An 18,251-nucleotide genomic window follows, 5' to 3' on the forward strand; every position below is an offset into this window, starting at 1 on the left:
TAGTTACCCGTTCGGGCAGCGTCGGAATGTCGCACCCGGGTGCGAAAATCCTCGGCGTGGAGCGGACCTACGGCCTCGGCATCGACCTCGGCACGACCCAGACGGCGGCTGCCGTGTGTGACCAGGGCGGACAAGCTTCCGTCGTACGGCTGGGGGGCCGTCGCGCCGAGATCCCGTCGCTGGTGTTCGTCCGGGCCGACGGCGGGCTGCTGATCGGCGACGCGGCCGAGCGCCGGGGGCTGGCCGAGCCGTCCCGCCTGGCCCGCGAGTTCAAGCGCCGCATCGGCGACCCGGTGCCGATCCTGGTCGGCGGCACCCCGTTCTCGGCCCACGCGCTCACCGGCCGGCTGCTGCGCCACGTGCTCGACGAGGTCACCCGGCAGCGCGAGGCGCCCCCGTCGTCGATCACGCTGACCCACCCGGCGAACTGGGGTCCCTACAAGCGCGAGCAGTTCGAGCAGGCCGTCCGGCTGGCCGACGCCGAAAACGTGACGTTCCGTACGGAACCCGAGGCCGCCGCCCTGCACCACGCGACCGCCCGCCGAATAGCGTCCGGAGAGACCGTCATGGTGTACGACCTGGGCGGCGGGACGTTCGACGTGGCCCTGCTACGGCGTGACGGCGACGGGTTCACGCTGCTGGGCGAGCCCGAGGGCATCGAGCAGCTGGGCGGGGCCGACTTCGACGAGGCCGTGTTCGCCCACGTGGTCGGCGCGCTCGGCGACGCCGCGCTGGAACTCGACGCCGACGATCCCGAGGTCGTGGCCGCGCTGGCCCGGCTGCGGCGCGACTGTGTCGAGGCCAAGGAGGCGCTGTCGTTCGACACCGAGGCCGAGATTCCGGTGGCGCTGCCCGGGCTGCACACGCGGGTGCGGCTCAACCGGTCCGAACTGGAATCGATGATCGCGCCCGCCCTGGAAGACACGGTGACCGCCACCCGCCGGGCGTTGCGCTCGGCCGGGCTCGACGCCGGGCAGGTCAGCGCGGTGCTGCTGGCGGGCGGGTCGTCGCGGATCCCGATCGTGGGGCAGTTGCTGGGCGAGGAGTTCGGTCGCCCGGTGATCGCCGACCCGCATCCGGAGCACAGCATCGCGCTGGGCGCGGCGCTCGCCACCGGGGGCCTGTTCCCGATGCCGGCCCCGACGTCGCCGTTCCCGGTCACGCCGGTCGCGCCGGTCGCGCCGTCGCCCGCGGAACAGGCAACTCCGCCGTACGGACAGCAGCCGTCGACGCCCTATGGCGAGCAACCGACGACGCCGTACGCCGAGCAACCGGACTCGGGCGACGCTGGGCAGCCGCCGCTGAACCCGACGCGGGTGATGCCGACGCAACCGTTCCCGGCGCCGCCGCAGCGGGCGGGGGCCAACGGGCCGGTGGCCTTCCAGCGCGGCGCCGCCTCGATCCCCGGCGCGAACCTGTCATCGGAGCCGCTCGCGCACACGACGGCCTTCCCCACGGATCCGGCGTCGGAGCCGCTCGCGCGCACAGCCTTCGACGCGAGCCCGGTAGCGCCGCACGACGCCGCGACTCCCTATGGCGGAGGCCAGGTGCCGCCGGTTTACGACAACCCGGGTGCGCCTCCCGGCGGTGGCTTGGCGGGGGCACCGCCCTCAAGCAGGAGTGCCGGAGCGCCGCCCTACGGCGGTGGTGCGGAAGCGGCCTACGGCGGCGATGCGGGGGCACCGCCCTACAGCGGGAGTGTAGGAGCACCGCCCAGTGGTGGCGATGCGGGGACACCGCCCTACAGCGGGAGTGTGGGAACGCCGCCCGGCGGTGGCGATGCGGGGGCGTTGCCCTACAGCGGGGGTGCGGGAGCGCCGCCGTACGGGGGAAACCAGGCGCCGCCGCCCAACGGTGGCGACGCGGGCAGGCCGCCCTACGGGTCGGGTCCGGGAGTGCCGCCGGGGCCGTACGGGGTGGAGCCGCGGACTCCGGCAGTCTGGGGCGGCCGGGAGCCGTACGGGAAAGGGAAACCGACCGACCTCGAGCCGCCCCGCCCCCGCCGGACCGGCCGCCGCCTCGCGCTCGCCTCGGGGCTGGCGGTGGTGCTGGTCGTCGGGGGTGTCGTGGGTGTGGTGGCCTACAACAACCGCGAGAAGGGTGGCGGGCAGACCGCGAGCGGCCCCAGCGTCCCGCCGACCTCCGCGAGCCCGCCGCCGCCTTACCCGACCGACGCCGCGATTCTCGTGCGGGTCGACACCGGCGCCGCCGACAGCGCCAACCGGGTGTCGAAGGTGGTCTCGTTCACGCCGGGCACCGGCACCGAACGGACGGAACTGGCCGGGACCGAACCGGGTGACCTGCTGCCCCGCTGGTCGCACCGGCGGGACCGGATCGCGATCACGCATGCCAACGCCGACAACACCAACGACATCGTCATCGTGAACAAGGACGGCAGCGACCGCCGCACGCTGGTCACCGGGGTCGCCAACAGCCGGGCCACGTGGTCGGGCGACGACACGCGGATCGCGTACATGAAGAAGGTCGGCAAGTACAACCAGATCTTCCGGATCGCGGTCGAGGGGGGCGAACCCGAGCAGATCACGTTCTCGGAGGCCGACAAGGACGACCCGTTCTGGACCATCGACAGCAAGGCCATCGTCTACTGGGTGTGGCGGGCCAAGCAGAAGCTGATCTACGTGATCAACGCCGTCAAGCTGGAGGAGCCCGGGCGGCGCATCACCGAGCCCAAGCACGGGCCGGCGGTCGACCCGGCGCTCTCCCCCGACGACAGCTTCATCCTGTTCACCCGCGAGAGCCCCGACGGCAACTCCGACATCTGGATCATCGACAAGCTGGCCAAGACCGCGCCGCGGCGGCTGACCACGAGCCCGGAACGCGAGATGGACCCGACCTGGTCACCGGACGGCAAGTGGTTCGCGTTCACGCGCGGCTCGTACGACAAACCGCAGATCGTGATCATGAAACCGGACGGCACCGGAGAGACCGTGCTGACCGCGCCCGGCGCCCGTGAGGGTCACCCCTGCTGGTTCTGACCGGCCACGATCCCCTCGCAGGTGCGGGCCACCGCGCGGGCGGCCGTGCGCAGGTCGCGGTTGGACAGCGGGTGCTCGGCCAGGCGCTGCCACCGGGCCTGGGCCTCACGGGCCGCCGCACCGGCGTCGTCTGCCCCGGTGAGGCCGAGCCGCTCGGAGACCCCGCCGCCGGAACCGCCGAGCAGACGGTCCATCTCGGCCCGCCGGTCGTCGGCCAGGGTGAGCCGGCCCGAGCGCAGCTGGTGCAGCAGGCGCAGCTCGACGAACTCGTGGGCGCCGGCCCGGATCCGTTCGGCGTCGGCGACCAGGGGTGAGCCGGGCGCGAGGCAGGCGTCGAGGGCGGCCAGGGCGCTGCGGGCCTTGAGCACCCCGGCCCGGCCCTCGAGGTGGGTGCGCAGCAGGTCGCGCAGGCGGGTGATGCCGCTGTGCTCGGTCAGGGCCGCGGCCAGCCCGGCCGAGTCGGTGACCACGCCCTCGTGGATCAGGCGGGTGCTCAGCCGTACGCCGAACAGGCCGACCCGGGTGAGCACGTGGCGACGTTGCTCGCTGCCGGCCGCGAACCGGTCGGCGGTCAGCAGCAGCTCGACGATGTGGTCCATGGGCAGCGCCGCGACCTGGGCCAGCGTGCGGAACTCCTCCTCGCGCAGGGTGGCCCCGGCCGCGCCGAGCAGGCCCGCGACCGGCACGACGACCGGGCAGAGCCGGCGCAACCGCAGGTCGGCGGTGTAGCGGTCGGCGACCCGGTCGGCGGCGGTCATGGCGTCGAGGCGGCAGCCGCCGATCTCGTCGGCCCGGGACAGCACGCCGATGGCGTTGACCGAGGTGCCGCCCTCGCCGCCGCCGTGGAAGGCCTCCAGGAAGCGCACGTCGCCGCCGTGCAGGTGGCGCAGCAGGTAGATGACGGCGTCGGCCCGGCCGTCGCGGTTGAGGAACGTGTGGGTGCGGGCCGACACGTCGGCCGACAGGGATTCGATGCCGGGCGTGTCGATCAGGGTGTGGCGGCGCAGGCGGGCACTGGGGACGCGGACCTCGAGGCGGTCGACGTCGGCGGCCGGGCGGCCCAGGTCGATGCGGACCGCGCCGTCGCGCCGGGTGAACGGTCTCGCCTCGGCGGTGCCGTCGCGCAGGTACGACGTGACGGCGTACGCGGGACCGTCGGCGTACCAGGTGACGACCCGGGTGCACTCGCCCGCGTCGGTGGCGGCCAGCTCCTCGCCGATCAGCGCGTTGAGCAGCGTCGACTTGCCGGCCTTGAGCTTGCCGGCGATGGCCACCCGCAGCGGCTCGTCGAGGCGGCGCCGGGCCCGCACCAGCCGCGGGTCGCCGGTGGCGGCGACGGCCCGGTCGAGCAGGTCGCGGGTCTGGGCGAGGAGGTTCACGACGCCAGCCGATCGAGCCGCAGGCGCTGTTCCCGCAGCGACGTGGCCCGGTGGCGGCGCTGCGGCTCGGCGAGGGCGGCCACCTCGCGGACCACGGCCTCGGCGGCGTGGGCGGAGCGGCTGAGTTCGCGGGCCCGGGTGGCGAACTCGTCGCGCAGCAGGCGCTGGGTGCGGCGTACGGCCTCCCGGCTGTCCCGTCCGACGTGGAAGCCGACCTCGTCGACGTACCGGCGAAGTTCCTGACCGGCCTGGGCCCGGCGCTGCTGCACCTGACGTTCCTTCTCGGCCTTGACCAGGCGGCGCCCGAGCGTGACCCCGGCCAGCAGTCCGAGCGGCGCCGCCCAGGCCACACTGAACAGCGCACCGACCGCGCCGAGCAGGTAGAAACCGCCGTACGCGACGCGGGCCGCGGTGAAGGCGCCGAGGAACTGCCGCATGCCGGACTTGTCGAACGTGAGGGTGATCTGCCGGGCCTTGTCGGTGTTGGTGCGCAGCACCGGCAGGGTGGCGCTGATGTCGCGCGCCTCCATGCCGAACCGCTCGGCGACCTCGCCGGCCAGCTGCTCGGCCCGGGTGACCAGCAGCATCAGGTTGTCGGCGGCGGCCCGGGCGGCCTCACGCGCGGCCCACGCCTGGAAGTCCTGCAAGGTCTCGCGGGGGTCGGAGGAGGCCAGGATCTCCTCGCCCTGGCGGATCAGCAGGCGCAGCCGTTCACGCAGGTCGTGGTCGACGTCGGCCGCGAGGTCCTGGATGCCGTCCTGCAGCACGACCTGCCACGTGCCGCCGGCCAGGGACTCACTGCGGCGGGCGCGTTCGGCGTAGCGGGCGTGCAGCCCCGGGTCGCCGGCCGCGGCCTCCTCGGCGTCGAGACGTTCGCGGAGCTGGGCGGCGACGAAGGTGAGCTCGGCGCGGGCGGCGGTGACCCGGGCCTCGGCGGCGCTTCCGGCGATTTCCGTACGCAGGAGCTCGACCAGCCGCGGGAAACCCGACTCGGCGTTCAGGTCGGTGTCGTCGCGGGCCTGGGCGCGCATCCGCAGGAACGACGAGACCGGCACGACGGGCAGGTCGAGCCCGGCCCGGCGCAGGTGGCCCTGGTCGATCTCCACGATGCGGCGCCACTCGACGTGCAGATCGGTCTTGGTCAGCACGACGACCGTGCGGGGACAGCGTTCCACCGTACGGCGCAGGAAGTCGACCTCCGGTGCGGTGAGTTCCTGGGCGGCGTCGGTGACGAACAGGGCCGCGCCCGCCATGGTGAGCGTGGCCAGGGTGAGGTTGCCCTGGGCGGAGTCGAGGCCGCCCACCCCGGGCGTGTCGACGATGGCGAGACCGGCCCCGAGCAGCCTCCGGTCGATCCGGATCTCGACCGCCCGCGCCTCCTGGCCGGCTTCGCCGGTGATGTGCTTCTGGACCTCACCGAGCTCGATCGGCGTACGGTCGTCGTTCTCGCCGGTGAGCGCGGCCGACGGCGGACGGCCGAACCGCAGGATCGTCGGCAGCGCGGTGACGATGTCGGCGTCGACCGGGCACAGGTCGGTGCGCAGCAGCGCGTTGACCAGGGTGCTCTTGCCCTGCTTGAACTCGCCGACCACGGCCACGGCGGTCTCGGCGCCCGCCCCGAGGGCGCTCGACGCGTGATCGAGCCTTTCCACGAGGTCGTCGCGCCCCGCGGCGGCGGCGATCGACCGGGCCTCGGCCAGCCGGGCGAGCATGTCGGCCGCCGTCGTGGTCAACCGTTCCCCCTCCGCTTCGCAACGCCCGACCATAGCGCCCACCACCCTGCCATCAGCGGACGGATTTCCGACACTCCGGATAGCCGGCGGATATGCGATGTTGTGCGCGCTCCGCACGCGGCGGCCCGGGACGGCACCCCCGACGGCCGCGCGTGCGGAGCCTTCCAGCGCCTGGTTACTCGGCGGTAGGCTGCGAAGGTGACGCACGAGGTGTTCAACCAGGCGCCCCCGCTGGTCGGCTATGACGTTGCGGCCGACACGGCCCTGCTTGCGGCCGTCGCCCGCGAGGGAGCGTCCTGGGCCGCCGACGACCTGCACCGGCTGGGCAAGCTGGCGGGCACGGCCGAGGCGCAGCGGTGGGCCGACGAGGCGAACCGTCACGAGCCGCGCCTGATGACCCACGACCGCTACGGCCACCGGATCGACGAGGTCGACTTCCACCCGTCGTGGCACCGGCTGATGGAGGTCGCGGTCGGCGAGGGCCTGGCCGCAGCGCCGTGGGCCGACACCCGCCCGGGCTCGCACGTCGCACGCGCCGCCGGGCTCTACGTGTGGTCGCAGGTCGAGGCCGGCCACTCCTGCCCGATCTCGATGACCTACGCCGTCGTCCCGGCGCTGCGTCACGCCGCCGACCTGTCCGGCCTCTACGAGCCACGGCTCACCTCCCGCACGTACGACCCGGGTCTGCGCACCCCTTCGGCCAAGGCGGGCCTGCTCGCCGGCATGGGCATGACCGAGAAGCAGGGCGGTTCGGACGTGCGCGCCAACACGACGGTGGCCACCCCGGCCGGCGGTGGCACGTGGCGGCTGCGCGGGCACAAGTGGTTCACCAGCGCCCCCATGTGCGACCTGTTCCTGGTGCTCGCGCAGGCGCCCAAGGGTCTCTCCTGCTTTCTCGTGCCGCGTGTGCTGCCCGACGGCACCCGCAACACATTCCGCATCCAGCGCCTCAAGGACAAGCTGGGCAACCGCAGCAACGCCAGCAGCGAGCCCGAGTTCGACGACACGGTCGCGTGGCTGGTCGGCGGCGAGGGCCAGGGCGTCCGCACGATCATCGAGATGGTCGCGATGACCCGGCTCGACTGCGTGACCGGCTCGGCCTCGGGCATGCGGGCCGCGCTGACCCAGGCCGTCCACCACACCCGGCACCGCAGCGCGTTCGGCGGGCCCCTGATCGACAAGCCGGTCATGCGCAACGTGCTGGCCGACCTGGCCCTCGAGTCGGAGGCCGCCACCGTGCTGGCGATGCGGCTGGCCGGGGCGGTCGACCGCGACGAACAGGCGTTCAAGCGCCTCGCGATCGCCGTGGGTAAATACTGGGTGTGCAAGCGGCAGCCGGCCGTGGTCGGTGAGGCCCTGGAATGCCTGGGCGGCAACGGCTACGTCGAGGATTCGGGGCTGCCCCGCCTCTATCGGGACGCGCCGCTCAACTCGATCTGGGAGGGCTCCGGGAACGTCCAGGCTCTCGATGTTCTCCGGACGTTGCAGCGGTCGCCGGACAGCTTGGACGCCTTTCACGATGAGCTGGTCACCGGCGCCGACCGCCATCTGGACGCGGCTGTTCTCGCGTTGAAGTCCCTCAAACCGGATGAATCAGACGCGAGGAGAGTTGTCGAGCTGATGGCCCTCGTGCTCCAGGCGTCCCTGCTCGTCCGGTTCGCCCCGCCCGCGGTCGCCGACGCCTTCTGCGCGAGCCGGCTGGGCGGCGACTGGGGCACCACGTTCGGCACCCTCGGCTCCGGAGCCGACACGGCAACCCTGGTGGAACGGGCCGCACCGGCGTAGCAACCCACGAATCTTCAGGCTCTTCACGAATCGGTCGATCCGACGATTGATGCGACTGTGGTGGAGCTGGATGGCGGCGGGCGTGCTGGTCTGCGCCGGTTACCTGCTGCTCCCGGACGGCGACGTCTCGGCCGCCGCGGTCTACAACGGGCTCGGCGTGCTGTCGTTCGCGGTCATCGTGGCCGGCATCCGTCGTAACCGACCGGCCGCCCGGCGCGGCTGGTGGATCTTCGCGGCCGGGACGATCTGCTACGTCACCGCGGACATCGTCTACGAGGTGACCGGCTTCTTCCTCGGCCACCACCCGTTCCCGTACTGGGACGACGTCATCTACTTCTCCGCGTATCCGCTGCTCTTCGCGGGCCTGCTGATGATCTCGCGCGGCTCCGGGCGCCGGGAGAGCGCCGGGGTGATCGACGCCGCGATCATCGCCACCGGCGTCGGCCTGATCTTCTGGATCTTCGTCATCCAGCCGACCCTCGGCGACGCGGGCACTCCTCTGCTCGAACGGCTGGTCACGGTCGGCTACCCCACGTTCGACGTGCTCATGTGCGCCGTGGTGACCCGATTGCTGAGCCGCTCCGGGGCCCGGCAGACGAGCCTGTGGCTGCTCGCGCTCGGCTGCGCCCTCAACTTCACCTGCGACGTGGGCTGGAGCCTGACCGAGGCGTTCACGAACTACTCGGGCAGCATCATCAACGTCGGCTTCATGCTGGCGTACGTGCTGTGGGCGGGCGCGGCGGTGCACCCGTCGATGCGTGACATCGGCCGGCGGACCGGCCAGGCGCACTTCGGGCGCGGCCGCCTGGTGCTGCTCGGCGGCGTCACGATGATGGTGCCGACGGTCCTGTTCGTCCAGGGCGTCCGCGGCGAGACGATCAACTGGGTGGCGATCGGCATCGGCGCGGTCGTCCTGTTCCTGCTCGTGGTCACCCGGCTCGGCGGGTTCGTCGGCCAGACCCAGCGCCAGTCGGCCCGGCTCGAAGAGCTCGCCATGCGCGACGACCTGACCGGCCTGGCCAACCGCCGCCTGCTCGAGCTGCAACTCCGGACCGCGGCCGCCACCGGCACACCCCAGGTGTGCCTGCTCGACCTCAACGGCTTCAAACAGGTCAACGACCGGCTCGGGCACGCCGTCGGCGACCACCTGCTGATCGCTGTCGCGGCCCGGCTCAGCGCCGAACTGAACGGCGAGGGCGTGCTGGCCCGGATGGGCGGCGACGAGTTCGCGCTGCTGCTGTCCGACGCCACCGTCGAGGAGGGTGGCGCCGTCGTGGACCGGCTGGCCGGCGCGCTGCGGCAGCCGTTCGAGGTCGACGGGCACGAGCTGCTGGTGGGCGCCGCGATCGGCATCGCCGACGGCGGCGACCCGCTCGACCTGCTGCGCCGCGCCGACGTCGCGATGTACGCGGCCAAGACCTCCCAGGCCCGCTTCCGCCGCTACGCGGTCGAGCTCGACGACCGGGCCGACGAGGAGGCCCGTCTGGGCGCCGAGATGCGGGCCGCCCTCGACACCGGCCAGTTCCACCTGGTCTACCAGCCGATCGTGTCGCTGCCGGGCGGTGAGACCCGCTACGTGGAGTCGCTGGTCCGCTGGACGCACCCGGTGCGCGGCTTCGTCAGCCCGGGCGAGTTCGTGCCGGTGGCCGAGCGCAACGGCCTGATCGTCGAGCTCGGCGAGTGGATCCTGCGGACCGCCTGCGCCCAGTTCGTGCGGTGGCAGGCCACCCACGGCGCCGCCGCCCCGACCAGGATCAGCGTGAACGTGTCGGCCCGGCAGCTGGCCGAGCCCGGCTTCGCCGCGGTCGTCGCGGACGCCCTGGCCGGCAACCGGATGGCCCCGGACTGCCTGATCGTCGAGGTCACCGAGACCGCGGTGTTCGGCGGCGGGGTGGCCGTACGGGCCGTCGAGGAACTGCACGAGCTCGGCGTGAAGATCGCGTTGGACGACTTCGGCACCGGCCACTCCTCGCTGACGCTGCTGCAGACCGTGCCGGTCGACGTACTCAAGGTCGACAAGTCGTTCGTCGACAACATCACCGAGGCCGGCCGGCACGCGGTCATCGCCACCGCGCTGATCCAGGTCAGCGACGGTCTCGGCCTGAGCGCGGTGGCCGAGGGAGTCGAGACCGCCGAGCAGGCGGCGTCGCTGTTCGAGCTGGGCTACCGCTACGCCCAGGGTTACCACTTCGGGCGGCCCGTGGCGGAGCCCGCCTTCCACGGTCCGGAGGTCGCGGCCCGGTAGGGTGCCCCGGTGGCGCTGGGCTCCGATTTCCGCCGGCTGTGGTCGGCGTACGCGATCAGTGAATTCGGAACGGGCATCGGGTTCGGCGCGTTGCCGCTGGTCGCGGTGCTCGTGCTCGACGTCTCCGAACTCCAGGTGTCGCTGCTGGCGGCGTTCGGCGGCATCGCGGCGGCGCTGCTGGCCCTGCCCATGGGTCCCTGGATCGAGTACCGGCGCAAACGCCCGGTGATGATCGGCGCCGACCTCGTCCGCTTCCTGGCCGTCGTCAGCGTCCCGGTGGCGATGCTCTCCGGCGTGTTGTCCTACGCCCAGCTCTGCGTGGTGGCGGTCGTGCAGTCGGTGGCGGCCATCGCCTTCACCGCGGCCGGCGGCGCCCACCTCAAAGCCCTGGTCCCACCGGAGGACCGGGAGGCGGCGACCGGCCGTTTCGAGGCGACCTTCTGGACCGCGTACAGCTCGGGCCCGGCCATCGGCGGCGCGCTCACCTCGCTCTTCGGGGTCGCGTGGACCATCACGGCCGACGCGGTGAGCTTCCTGCTCTCGGCGGTCGGGGTGCGTTCCCTCCGTACGCCGGAACCTCGCCCTTCGGTGCCGGACGCATCGCGCCGTCGGTTGTCCGAGATCACCGCCGGCTGGCGCTACATCCTGGGCCACCGCGGCCTGCGGGCGTTGTTCGTCAACTCGCAGCTGTTCGGCGGCGCCATGATGGCCGCCTCGCCCCTGCTCACCGTGCTGATGCTGCGCGACCTCGGCTTCGCACCCTGGCAGTACGGCATCGCCTGGGGCATCCCCTGCCTGGGCGGCGTGCTCGGTGCCCTCGCCCTGCGTCCCCTCACGGCCCGTTTCGGCCGCCGCCGGGTGCTGCTCGTCTCGGGTGTGGGCCGCGCACTGTGGCTGTGGGCACTGGCGTTCCTGCCCGCGGGCGTGACCGGGCTGGTGCTCATCATCGTGATCGAGTTCCTGGCGCTGTTCGGCTCGGGCGTGTTCAACCCGGCCTTCGCCGTCTACCGCATGACCGAGACCGCCGACGGCTACCTGTCCCGCGTCCTCGCCGGCTGGCAGATCACCTCCCGTACGGTGCAACCGATCTGTATCGCCCTCGGCGGCGCGCTGGCCGCGGTGACCAGCCTGCGGACCGCGCTGCTGGTGTGTGGACTGGGCGTGCTGGCCAGCTCGGTCCTGCTGCCCTGGCGGGACATCGCGAAACCGGCGGCTCCGTTATCGTCGGCGGATGAGCGAGCAGGGTCTGTTCGAACGCAGTGACTACGCGCTCCGCCTCTACCACCAGGGCAGTTACGACTACGCCCTGCGGATCCAGCTGGCCGTCCTCGCCGACTCGGAGCGCCTGCTCGGCCCGGATCACATCGACACCCTCGCCCGGGCCAGTCACGTCGCGATCTCCCTGTGGTCCCTGGGCCGCCACCGGGAGGCGTTCGACCGGCAGACCCAGGCGTTCCAGGCCTCGGCCCGGGTGCTCGGCCCCGACCACCCCGACACCCTCGCGGCGAGGAACAACCTCGCCATGATCGCATTGGAGCTGGGCGACGCCGAGGGCGCTCTGGAGGCGCGGCCCGACACTCTCCCCTCGTTGGTCAACCACGCCGCGGCCCATCTGGCAGCCGGGCGGCGCGCCGAGGCCCTCCGCATGAATCAGGAGGCCCTCCGCCTCGCCGAGAACAGCCTCGGCCAGGATCACCCGTCCACCCTGACCATCCGCAACAACCTGGCCGCGAGCAGCAGCGACCCGGCCGAGGCGGTCGCCTTGCACGAGCAGAACCTGCGTCGGCGGCAGCGGGTGCTCGGCCCGGAACATCCCGACACCCTGCAGTCCGGTCACAACCTCGGGGTCTGCTACCGGGAGAACGGTCAGCTCGAGGAGTCGGCCGCGATGCTGCGGGAGACCCTGCGAGGGTTCGAGCAGACGCTCGGCCGCGGCCACCCCTCCACGGCGAAGTGCCGGGCCAGTCTGGCGAAGACGCTCGGCGATACCTGAGTCGTACGCGGCGGGGCCGGCGATCGCGACCGTGGGTGGTTCCCAGCGGGCGGCCCGATTCGTAGCGTCGGATCCATGATTGAAGTACATGACCTGGTCAAACGCTACGGATCGACGACCGCGGTGGACGGGTTGTCGTTCACGGTCGAGCCCGGCCGGGTGACCGGCTTCCTCGGCCCCAACGGCGCCGGCAAGTCCACCACCATGCGCGCCATCGTCGGGCTGGACCGGCCCACCTCCGGGCAGGCGCTGGTCAACGGCAAGCGGTACCGCGACCACCGGGCACCCCTGCGTGAGGTCGGCGCCCTGCTCGAGGCCCGTTCGATCCATCGAGGACGCAGCGCCCGTACGCACCTGCTCGCCCTCGCCCGCACCCACGGCATCCCCGGCGGCCGCGTCGGCGAGGTGCTCGAACAGGCCGGGATCGCCGCGGTGGCGAAGCGGCGGGCCGGGACGTTCTCGCTCGGCATGGGTCAGCGGCTCGGCATCGCGGCCGCCCTGCTCGGCGACCCGGCCGTGGTGATCCTGGACGAGCCGGTCAACGGGCTCGACCCCGACGGGGTGCTGTGGGTCCGCACGCTCATCCGCGAGCTCGCGGCCGACGGCCGTACGGTGCTGGTCTCCAGCCACCTGATGAGCGAGATGGCCGTGACCGCGGACCACCTCGTGATCATCGGCGGCGGACGCTTGCTGGCCGACACGACCGTGGACGAACTGATCGCCCGGGTGGCGCCGGCCTCGGTGACGGTGCGCTCCCCTGACGCCGTACGGCTGCAATCGGCTCTAGCCGCCCGAGGCGCGACCGTCTCGTCGCCGGAGACCGGGCTGCTGTCCGTGGCCGGCCTGCCCGCACCGGAAATCGGCGTGACAGCCGCGGCCGAGGGGGTCGTGCTGCACGAGCTGACGCCGCGGCGGGCCACGTTGGAACAGGCGTACATGGAGCTGACGGCATGAGAGTGACGTTCCCGCGCGTGATGTTCTCGGAGTGGACGAAGTTCCTGGCGCTGCGCTCCACATGGCTCCTGTTCGCCCTGTCGGCGGCGGCCACGGTCGGCCTGTCGGCAGCGATCGCGGCCCGGGCGACCGACCCGTCGTCGTCCACCCCCTACCTGGGTATCGACGTGATCTCCCTGGTCCTGGGCGTGGCCGGCATCGTGATGATCACCGGCGAGTACGGTTCGGGCCTGGTCCGGGCGACGTTCGCCGCCGTGCCGGCCCGGTTGCCGGTGCTGTGGGCCAAAGGGATCGTGCTGGCCGGGTTCGCGCTGCCGGTGATGGCCGTGGTCGTTTTGTTGTCGGCCGTGGTGTTCCGGGCCGTGTGGGGGCCGCTGCCCGGCGTCGGTGACCACCTGGTCGGGGCGGCGGTGGCGCCCGTGATGCTGGCTCTGCTGGGGTTGGGGCTGGGCGCGTTGATCCGGCACACGGCGGCGGCGATCACCGGCTATGTGTTGGCGATCCTGGTGTTGCCGGCCCTGTTGGGGGCGGCGTTGCCGAACGATCTGGGTGAGAAGGTGGTGCGGTATACGCCGGTGGCGTTGGCGCAGGCCCTTTATACGGACACGTCTTCCGGTGATCCGACGCAGATGTTGGCGGCGCGGCCGGCGGCGGTGGCTTTGGTGGTTTGGGTCGGGGTGGTGCTGGCCGCGGGCGCGGTGATGATGTGGCGCCGGGATCCGTGATCGGTCGGCTTGGTCTGATCGCTCGGCCTGTTCCGGTCGCTCGGCTCGTTCCGGTCGCTCGGCTTGGTCTGGTCGCCCGGCCCGTTCCGCTCGCCCAGCTTGCTCTGGTCGCTCGGCGCGTTCCCGGTCGCTCGGCTCGTTCCGGTCGCCCGGGCCGTTCCGCTCACCCGGCTGGTACCGCTCGCTCGGGTTGTCACGTGATCGTCGGCCGCGTCGATCTCGCTAGCTCTGTTGCGTGATCACCGGGTGGGTCGATCTTGGTCCTGTCGGTAGGGGCAACTACCCCAACCCACCCGACCGGGGGTCCCCCACCCTAAAACGTCGGCCACCCGCCGAATCGAGTTATCCACAGGCGCTGGTTTGTCCACAGGCCTGGAAGATCCTCGTTGCCGGGCGGGGCTCGGCACGGGAGAGTTCAGCACGAGAGCTGTCGGGAGCGCAACCGCCATCGGGAGGAGGCCACTGATGAGGATCGGCGACGGACGCCGGGCGGCGATGGACGCGCTGGTTGCCGTGTTGACCGCGGTGGCCTGTCTGGTCATTCAGACGGGACGCACCGGGGCGACCTCGCCCGGCACGTCCTGGCTCGACTGGCTGGCCGCGGTTGTGCCCTGCGTGCCGCTGCTGTGGCGCAGCCGGTGGCCGGTGGCGGTGTTCTGGGGGGTGTGCGCATTGATCGGGCTGGGCGGGCTGCTCGGGGCGCGCACTCCGGCGATCTTCCTCGTGCCGTTGGTGGCCCTGTTCGCGGTGGCCCGGAATCGGTCGGCTGTGCACACGTGGTCGGCTGTGGGGTTCACCGTCCTGGCCGGGTTGCTCGGGCGGCCCGAGGATTCGACGGCCTGGACGGGGTTCGCGGCGGTGTCGGTCGTGACGGTTGCGGTCGCTCTCATCGGGATCAACCAGCGGACGCGGCAGGCCTATCTGTCCGCGCTGGAGGAGCACGCGCTGCGGCTCGAGATCGAACGGGATCAGCGGGCCCGGCTCGCGGTCGCCGACGAGAGGGCCCGGATCGCCCGGGAGATGCACGACGTGGTGGCCCATCATCTGACGGTCATGGTTGCTCTTTCCGAAGGGGCGGCGGCCAGCGTTCCGGCGGCGCCGGGGCGGGCCGCGACCGTGATGACCCAGGTCTCGGCGACCGGGCGTCAGGCGCTGACCGAGATGCGCCGGATCGTCGGGCTGCTGCGTGAGGGCGGCGTGCTGAGCGAAAGCGGCGCGGCGGGCGAGGGCGGCGCGGTGAGCGAAAACAGCGCGGTGAGCAACAGCGGCGAGCTGCACGAGGACGACGCGGTGCACGAAGACGGCGTGGTGAGCAACGGTGGCGCAGTGAGCAACGGCAGCGCGGTGAGCGAGCTGCCGACCGGGCTGTCCCGACCCAGTGGACCGTCGGGGAGCGGCGGGAACAGGCCGGCCGAGAACGGCAACGGCGGGCTGGGCGGGATCGGGGCGGGGGCGGATCGTGGGCCGCAGCCGGGGCTGGGTGATCTGGATGCGCTGGTCGATCGGGTTCGGCGGGCGGGGCCGCGGGTCACGCTCGTGCGTGAAGGGGCCGCGGGGGCTTGGGGGCCGGCGGCCGGGCTCACGGTCTATCGCATTGTGCAGGAGGCGTTGACGAACACGCTCAAGCACGTGGGGACGCGGGTCGGTGTGGAGGTCCGGCTGGTGTTCGGGCCGGGCAGCGCGGAGATCTCGGTGGTGGACGACGGCGGCGGAGCGGTGGCCCGCGAACCGGAACCCGCGAACCGCCACGGTCTGGTGGGGATGGCGGAGCGGGCCGCTGCGTACGGGGGTCGTGTCGAGGCTGGTCCGCGCCCCGGGGCGGGCTGGCGGGTGCATGTGCGGCTCGAGTTCGACGAGCTGCCACCCGCACCAACGGGAAACGAGACGGATGATGAGCGGCTGGCGACTCCCGCACGGGCGGGGAACGAGGAGTCGGTGACGGCGTGACTATCTCGGTGCTTCTGGTGGATGACCAGCCGTTGCTGTCACTGGGGTTTCGGCTTGTGCTGGAGGCTCAGCCTGACTTCACGGTGGTCGGTGAGGCGGGGGATGGTGCGCAGGCCGTCGGCATGACGCGGGCGCTGGAACCCGATGTGGTGCTCATGGACGTGCGCATGCCGGTCATGGACGGGATCGCCGCCACCCGGGCCATAGTCGAGGGTGGGCGGTCGGCCAAGGTGCTCGTGCTGACCACGTTCGACCTGGACGAGTATGTGTACGCGGCTCTGCGGGCGGGGGCGAGCGGGTTTCTGCTCAAGGATGTGCCGCCGGCCGATCTGTTGTCGGCTGTCCGGGCGGTGGCGGGCGGGCACGCGGTGGTTGCGCCGGCGGTCACTCGGCGGCTGCTGGAGAAGTTCGCGCCGATGCTTCCGGCGGGGCCGGTCGCGGATCAGGGCGAGCGGCTGCGGGAACTGCTCACCGCGCGGGAGCGTGAGGTGCTCGAGCTGGTCGCTCGTGGTCTCAGCAACACCGAGATCGCCGGCGAGTTGACGCTCAGTGAGGCCACCGTCAAGGCGCACGTCGGGCGGCTGCTGGCCAAGCTTCAGCTGCGTGATCGGGTGCAGATTGTCATCTTCGCGTACGAGAACGGAATCCGGAGTATCTGAGACGGTGGCCCGGCCCTCCTCTTGAACGGACACCGAAGGAGGGTCGGAACAATGGCTATGAAAGCAATCTTCTCGGCCGCGGCCAGCGGCCTCATCGCGTTTCTGTCGTCGCTGCTCACCGCGCTTCAGGGTGAGCACAGCGGGTTCGGCTCCATCACCGACGGGCAGTGGGTTACGGCGGCCCTCGCGTTCGTCGTGGCCGTCGCCGGCACCGGAACCGTCACCTACCAGGTGAAGAACCGGGGCGGCGGCAACCAGACCGGCGGCGATCCGGCCACCAAGGAACAGGTCGCCGCCGGCTGAGTCGGCACAAGTCAGTCACAAAGGGCCGGGTCAGCGCGGGCCGAGGAGTTCTCTGACGCTCGCCAGCAGCTCGTCTGTGGTGATCGGGGAGACCTGTCCGCCCGTACGGGCGTCCTGCATGGCCTTGGAGAGCTGCACCCGGCGCAGGATCTCCTTGATGTCGGCGCCGGTCATGCCGTGGCTCGCCGCGGCCAGGGCGGCCAGGTCGAGGTCGTCGGCGAACATCTGGAAACCGGGGGCCTCGTGGGCCGCGATCAGGCCGCGGACCATCTTGCGGAAGATCTCGGCCCGCGACGGCTCGTCGGGCTTCGGCACACTGATCTTGACGTCGAAGCGGCCCGAGCGGATCAGGGAGTCGTCGACCCGGTGGGGGAAGTTGGTCGTGGCTACCACGATCACGTTCGGGTTGGCCTCGATCAGGTCGTTCATCTCCTGCTTGAAGATGCCGGCCACCGCGTTGATGGCCTGGCTGGCCGCGTCCCCGCCGGCCCCGGCATAGCTGATGATCGAGTCGAACTCGTCGAACAGGATCAGCGTGGGCACCCGGTAGCGGCGGGCGTCGCGGAAGATCTGCTTGATGTTGCGTTCCGAGCCGCCGAGCCACTTGTCGAGGATCTCCGGCGTACGGATCTCGCGGAAGTCGGCGCCGATCTCGTTGGCCAGGGCCCGCGACAGCATCGTCTTGCCGGTGCCGGGCGGCCCGTACATGAGAATGCCCTGGGGCCGGCGCGCGCCCCACCGGGCCATCGCCTCGGGGTGCCGGAACGACACCGCGATCTGCCGCAGCTCGGACACCACGTCGGCCAGCCCGCCCACCATGTCGAGCGTCACCGTCTGGGTGGTCGGCGCCTCCTTCGACAGGTTCTCGCGGCTGATCACGAACCGCCGGCCGGTCAGCGCGTCGGGGCCGGCCAGCTCGATCACGGCCTGCAGGGTCAACCCGACGAACGCCTGCAGGTGCGCGGTGGTGACCTCGTCGCGCGGCACCTCGGCGTGCAGCCGCACGACCGTGCCGGTCTCGTCGTAGGTCAACTCGGCCTGCAATCCCACCACCGCGTCGGCCAGCGTTCCCGGCTCCCGGTTGGTCACCGGCTGGGTCTGACGGTCAAGACCGAGTTTCTTGTACGCCGCGGCGGCCGCGGCCCCGACCCCGTCGACGATCCGGGTGGCGATCGGATCACCCGCCTCGATGCGTTTGGCCAGGAGCAGCCCGACCGGGTCGTTGCCGAGCACCAGCTTGCGGATGCGCTCCTTCGACAGGGGCTCCTCGGCGGTGCTGATCGACGCCGCGAACGTGTGCACCGGCCCGCCCGGCCGGTCGGCGCTGGAGACGGTGAGGTCGACGCGCTGCACGGGCTCGGGCCAGGTCGCGGTGCGCAGCAGGTCGACCGGGTTGACCCGGGCCGCGGCGAGCAGCGTGGCGGCGTCGATGAGCTCGACCGTGGCGCCGGCGTACTCGAAGGTCTCGCCTCGTGGCCGCGTATCCGACATGGCTTCCTCCAGGGTGGGCTCCTCCCAGAGTGACACGGGCG

Annotated in this window: 13 protein-coding genes; 10 read left to right on the plus strand and 3 right to left on the minus strand. The window is 72.1% G+C overall.

Features of this window, described 5'->3' with window-relative positions:
• Window positions 1–56 precede the first annotated feature (56 nt).
• The gene (locus tag JIG36_RS13675; RefSeq protein WP_203376510.1) at window positions 57–2,996 is read left to right on the plus strand and encodes an Hsp70 family protein; all 2,940 of its coding nucleotides are present in this window, start codon (window positions 57–59) and stop codon (window positions 2,994–2,996) included.
• On the opposite strand, the gene JIG36_RS13680 is transcribed toward JIG36_RS13675, so the two are convergent.
• Together JIG36_RS13680 and JIG36_RS13685 are read right to left on the minus strand one after the other, a co-directional pair.
• Complete coding sequence (locus tag JIG36_RS13680) at window positions 2,978–4,375, minus strand: dynamin family protein (protein ID WP_203376511.1); 1,398 nt, start codon at window positions 4,373–4,375, stop codon at window positions 2,978–2,980. The genes JIG36_RS13675 and JIG36_RS13680 overlap by 19 nt on opposite strands.
• On the minus strand, window positions 4,372–6,108 hold the full coding sequence (locus tag JIG36_RS13685) for a dynamin family protein (RefSeq protein ID WP_203376513.1): 1,737 nt from the start codon (window positions 6,106–6,108) through the stop codon (window positions 4,372–4,374). Before JIG36_RS13685 ends, JIG36_RS13680 begins: the two co-directional genes overlap by 4 nt.
• A gap of 198 nt (window positions 6,109–6,306) precedes the next feature.
• On the opposite strand from JIG36_RS13685, the gene JIG36_RS13690 reads away from it, so the two are divergent.
• The 9 genes from JIG36_RS13690 (at window position 6,307) to JIG36_RS13730 (ending at window position 16,719) form a co-directional block, all read left to right on the plus strand.
• Complete coding sequence (locus JIG36_RS13690; protein ID WP_203376515.1) at window positions 6,307–7,893, plus strand: acyl-CoA dehydrogenase family protein; 1,587 nt, start codon at window positions 6,307–6,309, stop codon at window positions 7,891–7,893.
• 49 nt (window positions 7,894–7,942) lie between these two features.
• Complete coding sequence (locus JIG36_RS13695) at window positions 7,943–10,138, plus strand: putative bifunctional diguanylate cyclase/phosphodiesterase (protein WP_236046699.1); 2,196 nt, start codon at window positions 7,943–7,945, stop codon at window positions 10,136–10,138.
• Between the two features lie 9 nt (window positions 10,139–10,147).
• On the plus strand, window positions 10,148–11,401 hold the full coding sequence (locus JIG36_RS13700) for an MFS transporter (protein WP_307872699.1): 1,254 nt from the start codon (window positions 10,148–10,150) through the stop codon (window positions 11,399–11,401).
• Entirely contained in the window at window positions 11,370–12,131 is a 762-nt protein-coding gene (locus JIG36_RS13705) for a tetratricopeptide repeat protein (protein ID WP_203376517.1), read from the plus strand. Before JIG36_RS13700 ends, JIG36_RS13705 begins: the two co-directional genes overlap by 32 nt.
• Before the next feature lie 75 nt (window positions 12,132–12,206).
• A complete protein-coding gene (locus JIG36_RS13710; RefSeq protein WP_203376519.1) occupies window positions 12,207–13,085 on the plus strand; it encodes an ABC transporter ATP-binding protein in 879 nt (292 codons plus the stop codon).
• Window positions 13,082–13,810: a hypothetical protein gene (locus JIG36_RS13715; protein WP_203376520.1), complete on the plus strand. Its 729-nt coding sequence runs from the start codon at window positions 13,082–13,084 to the stop codon at window positions 13,808–13,810. Before JIG36_RS13710 ends, JIG36_RS13715 begins: the two co-directional genes overlap by 4 nt.
• Window positions 13,811–14,275: 465 nt before the next feature.
• Window positions 14,276–15,757: a sensor histidine kinase gene (locus JIG36_RS13720; RefSeq protein ID WP_203376522.1), complete on the plus strand. Its 1,482-nt coding sequence runs from the start codon at window positions 14,276–14,278 to the stop codon at window positions 15,755–15,757.
• Window positions 15,754–16,416 (plus strand): response regulator, encoded by a 663-nt coding sequence (locus JIG36_RS13725; RefSeq protein WP_203376524.1) that lies wholly within the window; start codon window positions 15,754–15,756, stop codon window positions 16,414–16,416. The genes JIG36_RS13720 and JIG36_RS13725 overlap by 4 nt, the downstream gene beginning before the upstream one ends.
• Before the next feature lie 51 nt (window positions 16,417–16,467).
• Window positions 16,468–16,719 carry a hypothetical protein gene (locus JIG36_RS13730; RefSeq protein ID WP_203376525.1) on the plus strand — a complete coding sequence of 84 codons (252 nt, stop codon included), beginning with the start codon at window positions 16,468–16,470 and terminating at the stop codon, window positions 16,717–16,719.
• A gap of 30 nt (window positions 16,720–16,749) precedes the next feature.
• Here the strand turns inward: JIG36_RS13730 and JIG36_RS13735 are convergent, their stop codons facing one another.
• Window positions 16,750–18,246 carry an ATP-binding protein gene (locus JIG36_RS13735; RefSeq protein ID WP_307872700.1) on the minus strand — a complete coding sequence of 499 codons (1,497 nt, stop codon included), beginning with the start codon at window positions 18,244–18,246 and terminating at the stop codon, window positions 16,750–16,752.
• Between the last annotated feature and the right edge of the window lie 5 nt (window positions 18,247–18,251).

It is taken from the genome of Paractinoplanes ovalisporus (assembly GCF_016834655.1).
GTDB lineage: Bacteria > Actinomycetota > Actinomycetes > Mycobacteriales > Micromonosporaceae > Actinoplanes > Actinoplanes ovalisporus.

Bases quoted from the DNA above. Each gene is read 5' to 3' on its own strand.
- JIG36_RS13715 (WP_203376520.1), top strand. From the start codon at position 13,082: ATGAGAGTGACGTTCCCGCGCGTGATGTTCTCGGAGTGGACGAAGTTC.
- JIG36_RS13730 (WP_203376525.1), top strand. From the start codon at position 16,468: ATGGCTATGAAAGCAATCTTCTCGGCCGCGGCCAGCGGCCTCATCGCG.
- JIG36_RS13720 (WP_203376522.1), top strand. From the start codon at position 14,276: ATGAGGATCGGCGACGGACGCCGGGCGGCGATGGACGCGCTGGTTGCC.
- JIG36_RS13710 (WP_203376519.1), top strand. From the start codon at position 12,207: ATGATTGAAGTACATGACCTGGTCAAACGCTACGGATCGACGACCGCG.
- JIG36_RS13705 (WP_203376517.1), top strand. From the start codon at position 11,370: ATGAGCGAGCAGGGTCTGTTCGAACGCAGTGACTACGCGCTCCGCCTC.
- JIG36_RS13695 (WP_236046699.1), top strand. From the start codon at position 7,943: ATGCGACTGTGGTGGAGCTGGATGGCGGCGGGCGTGCTGGTCTGCGCC.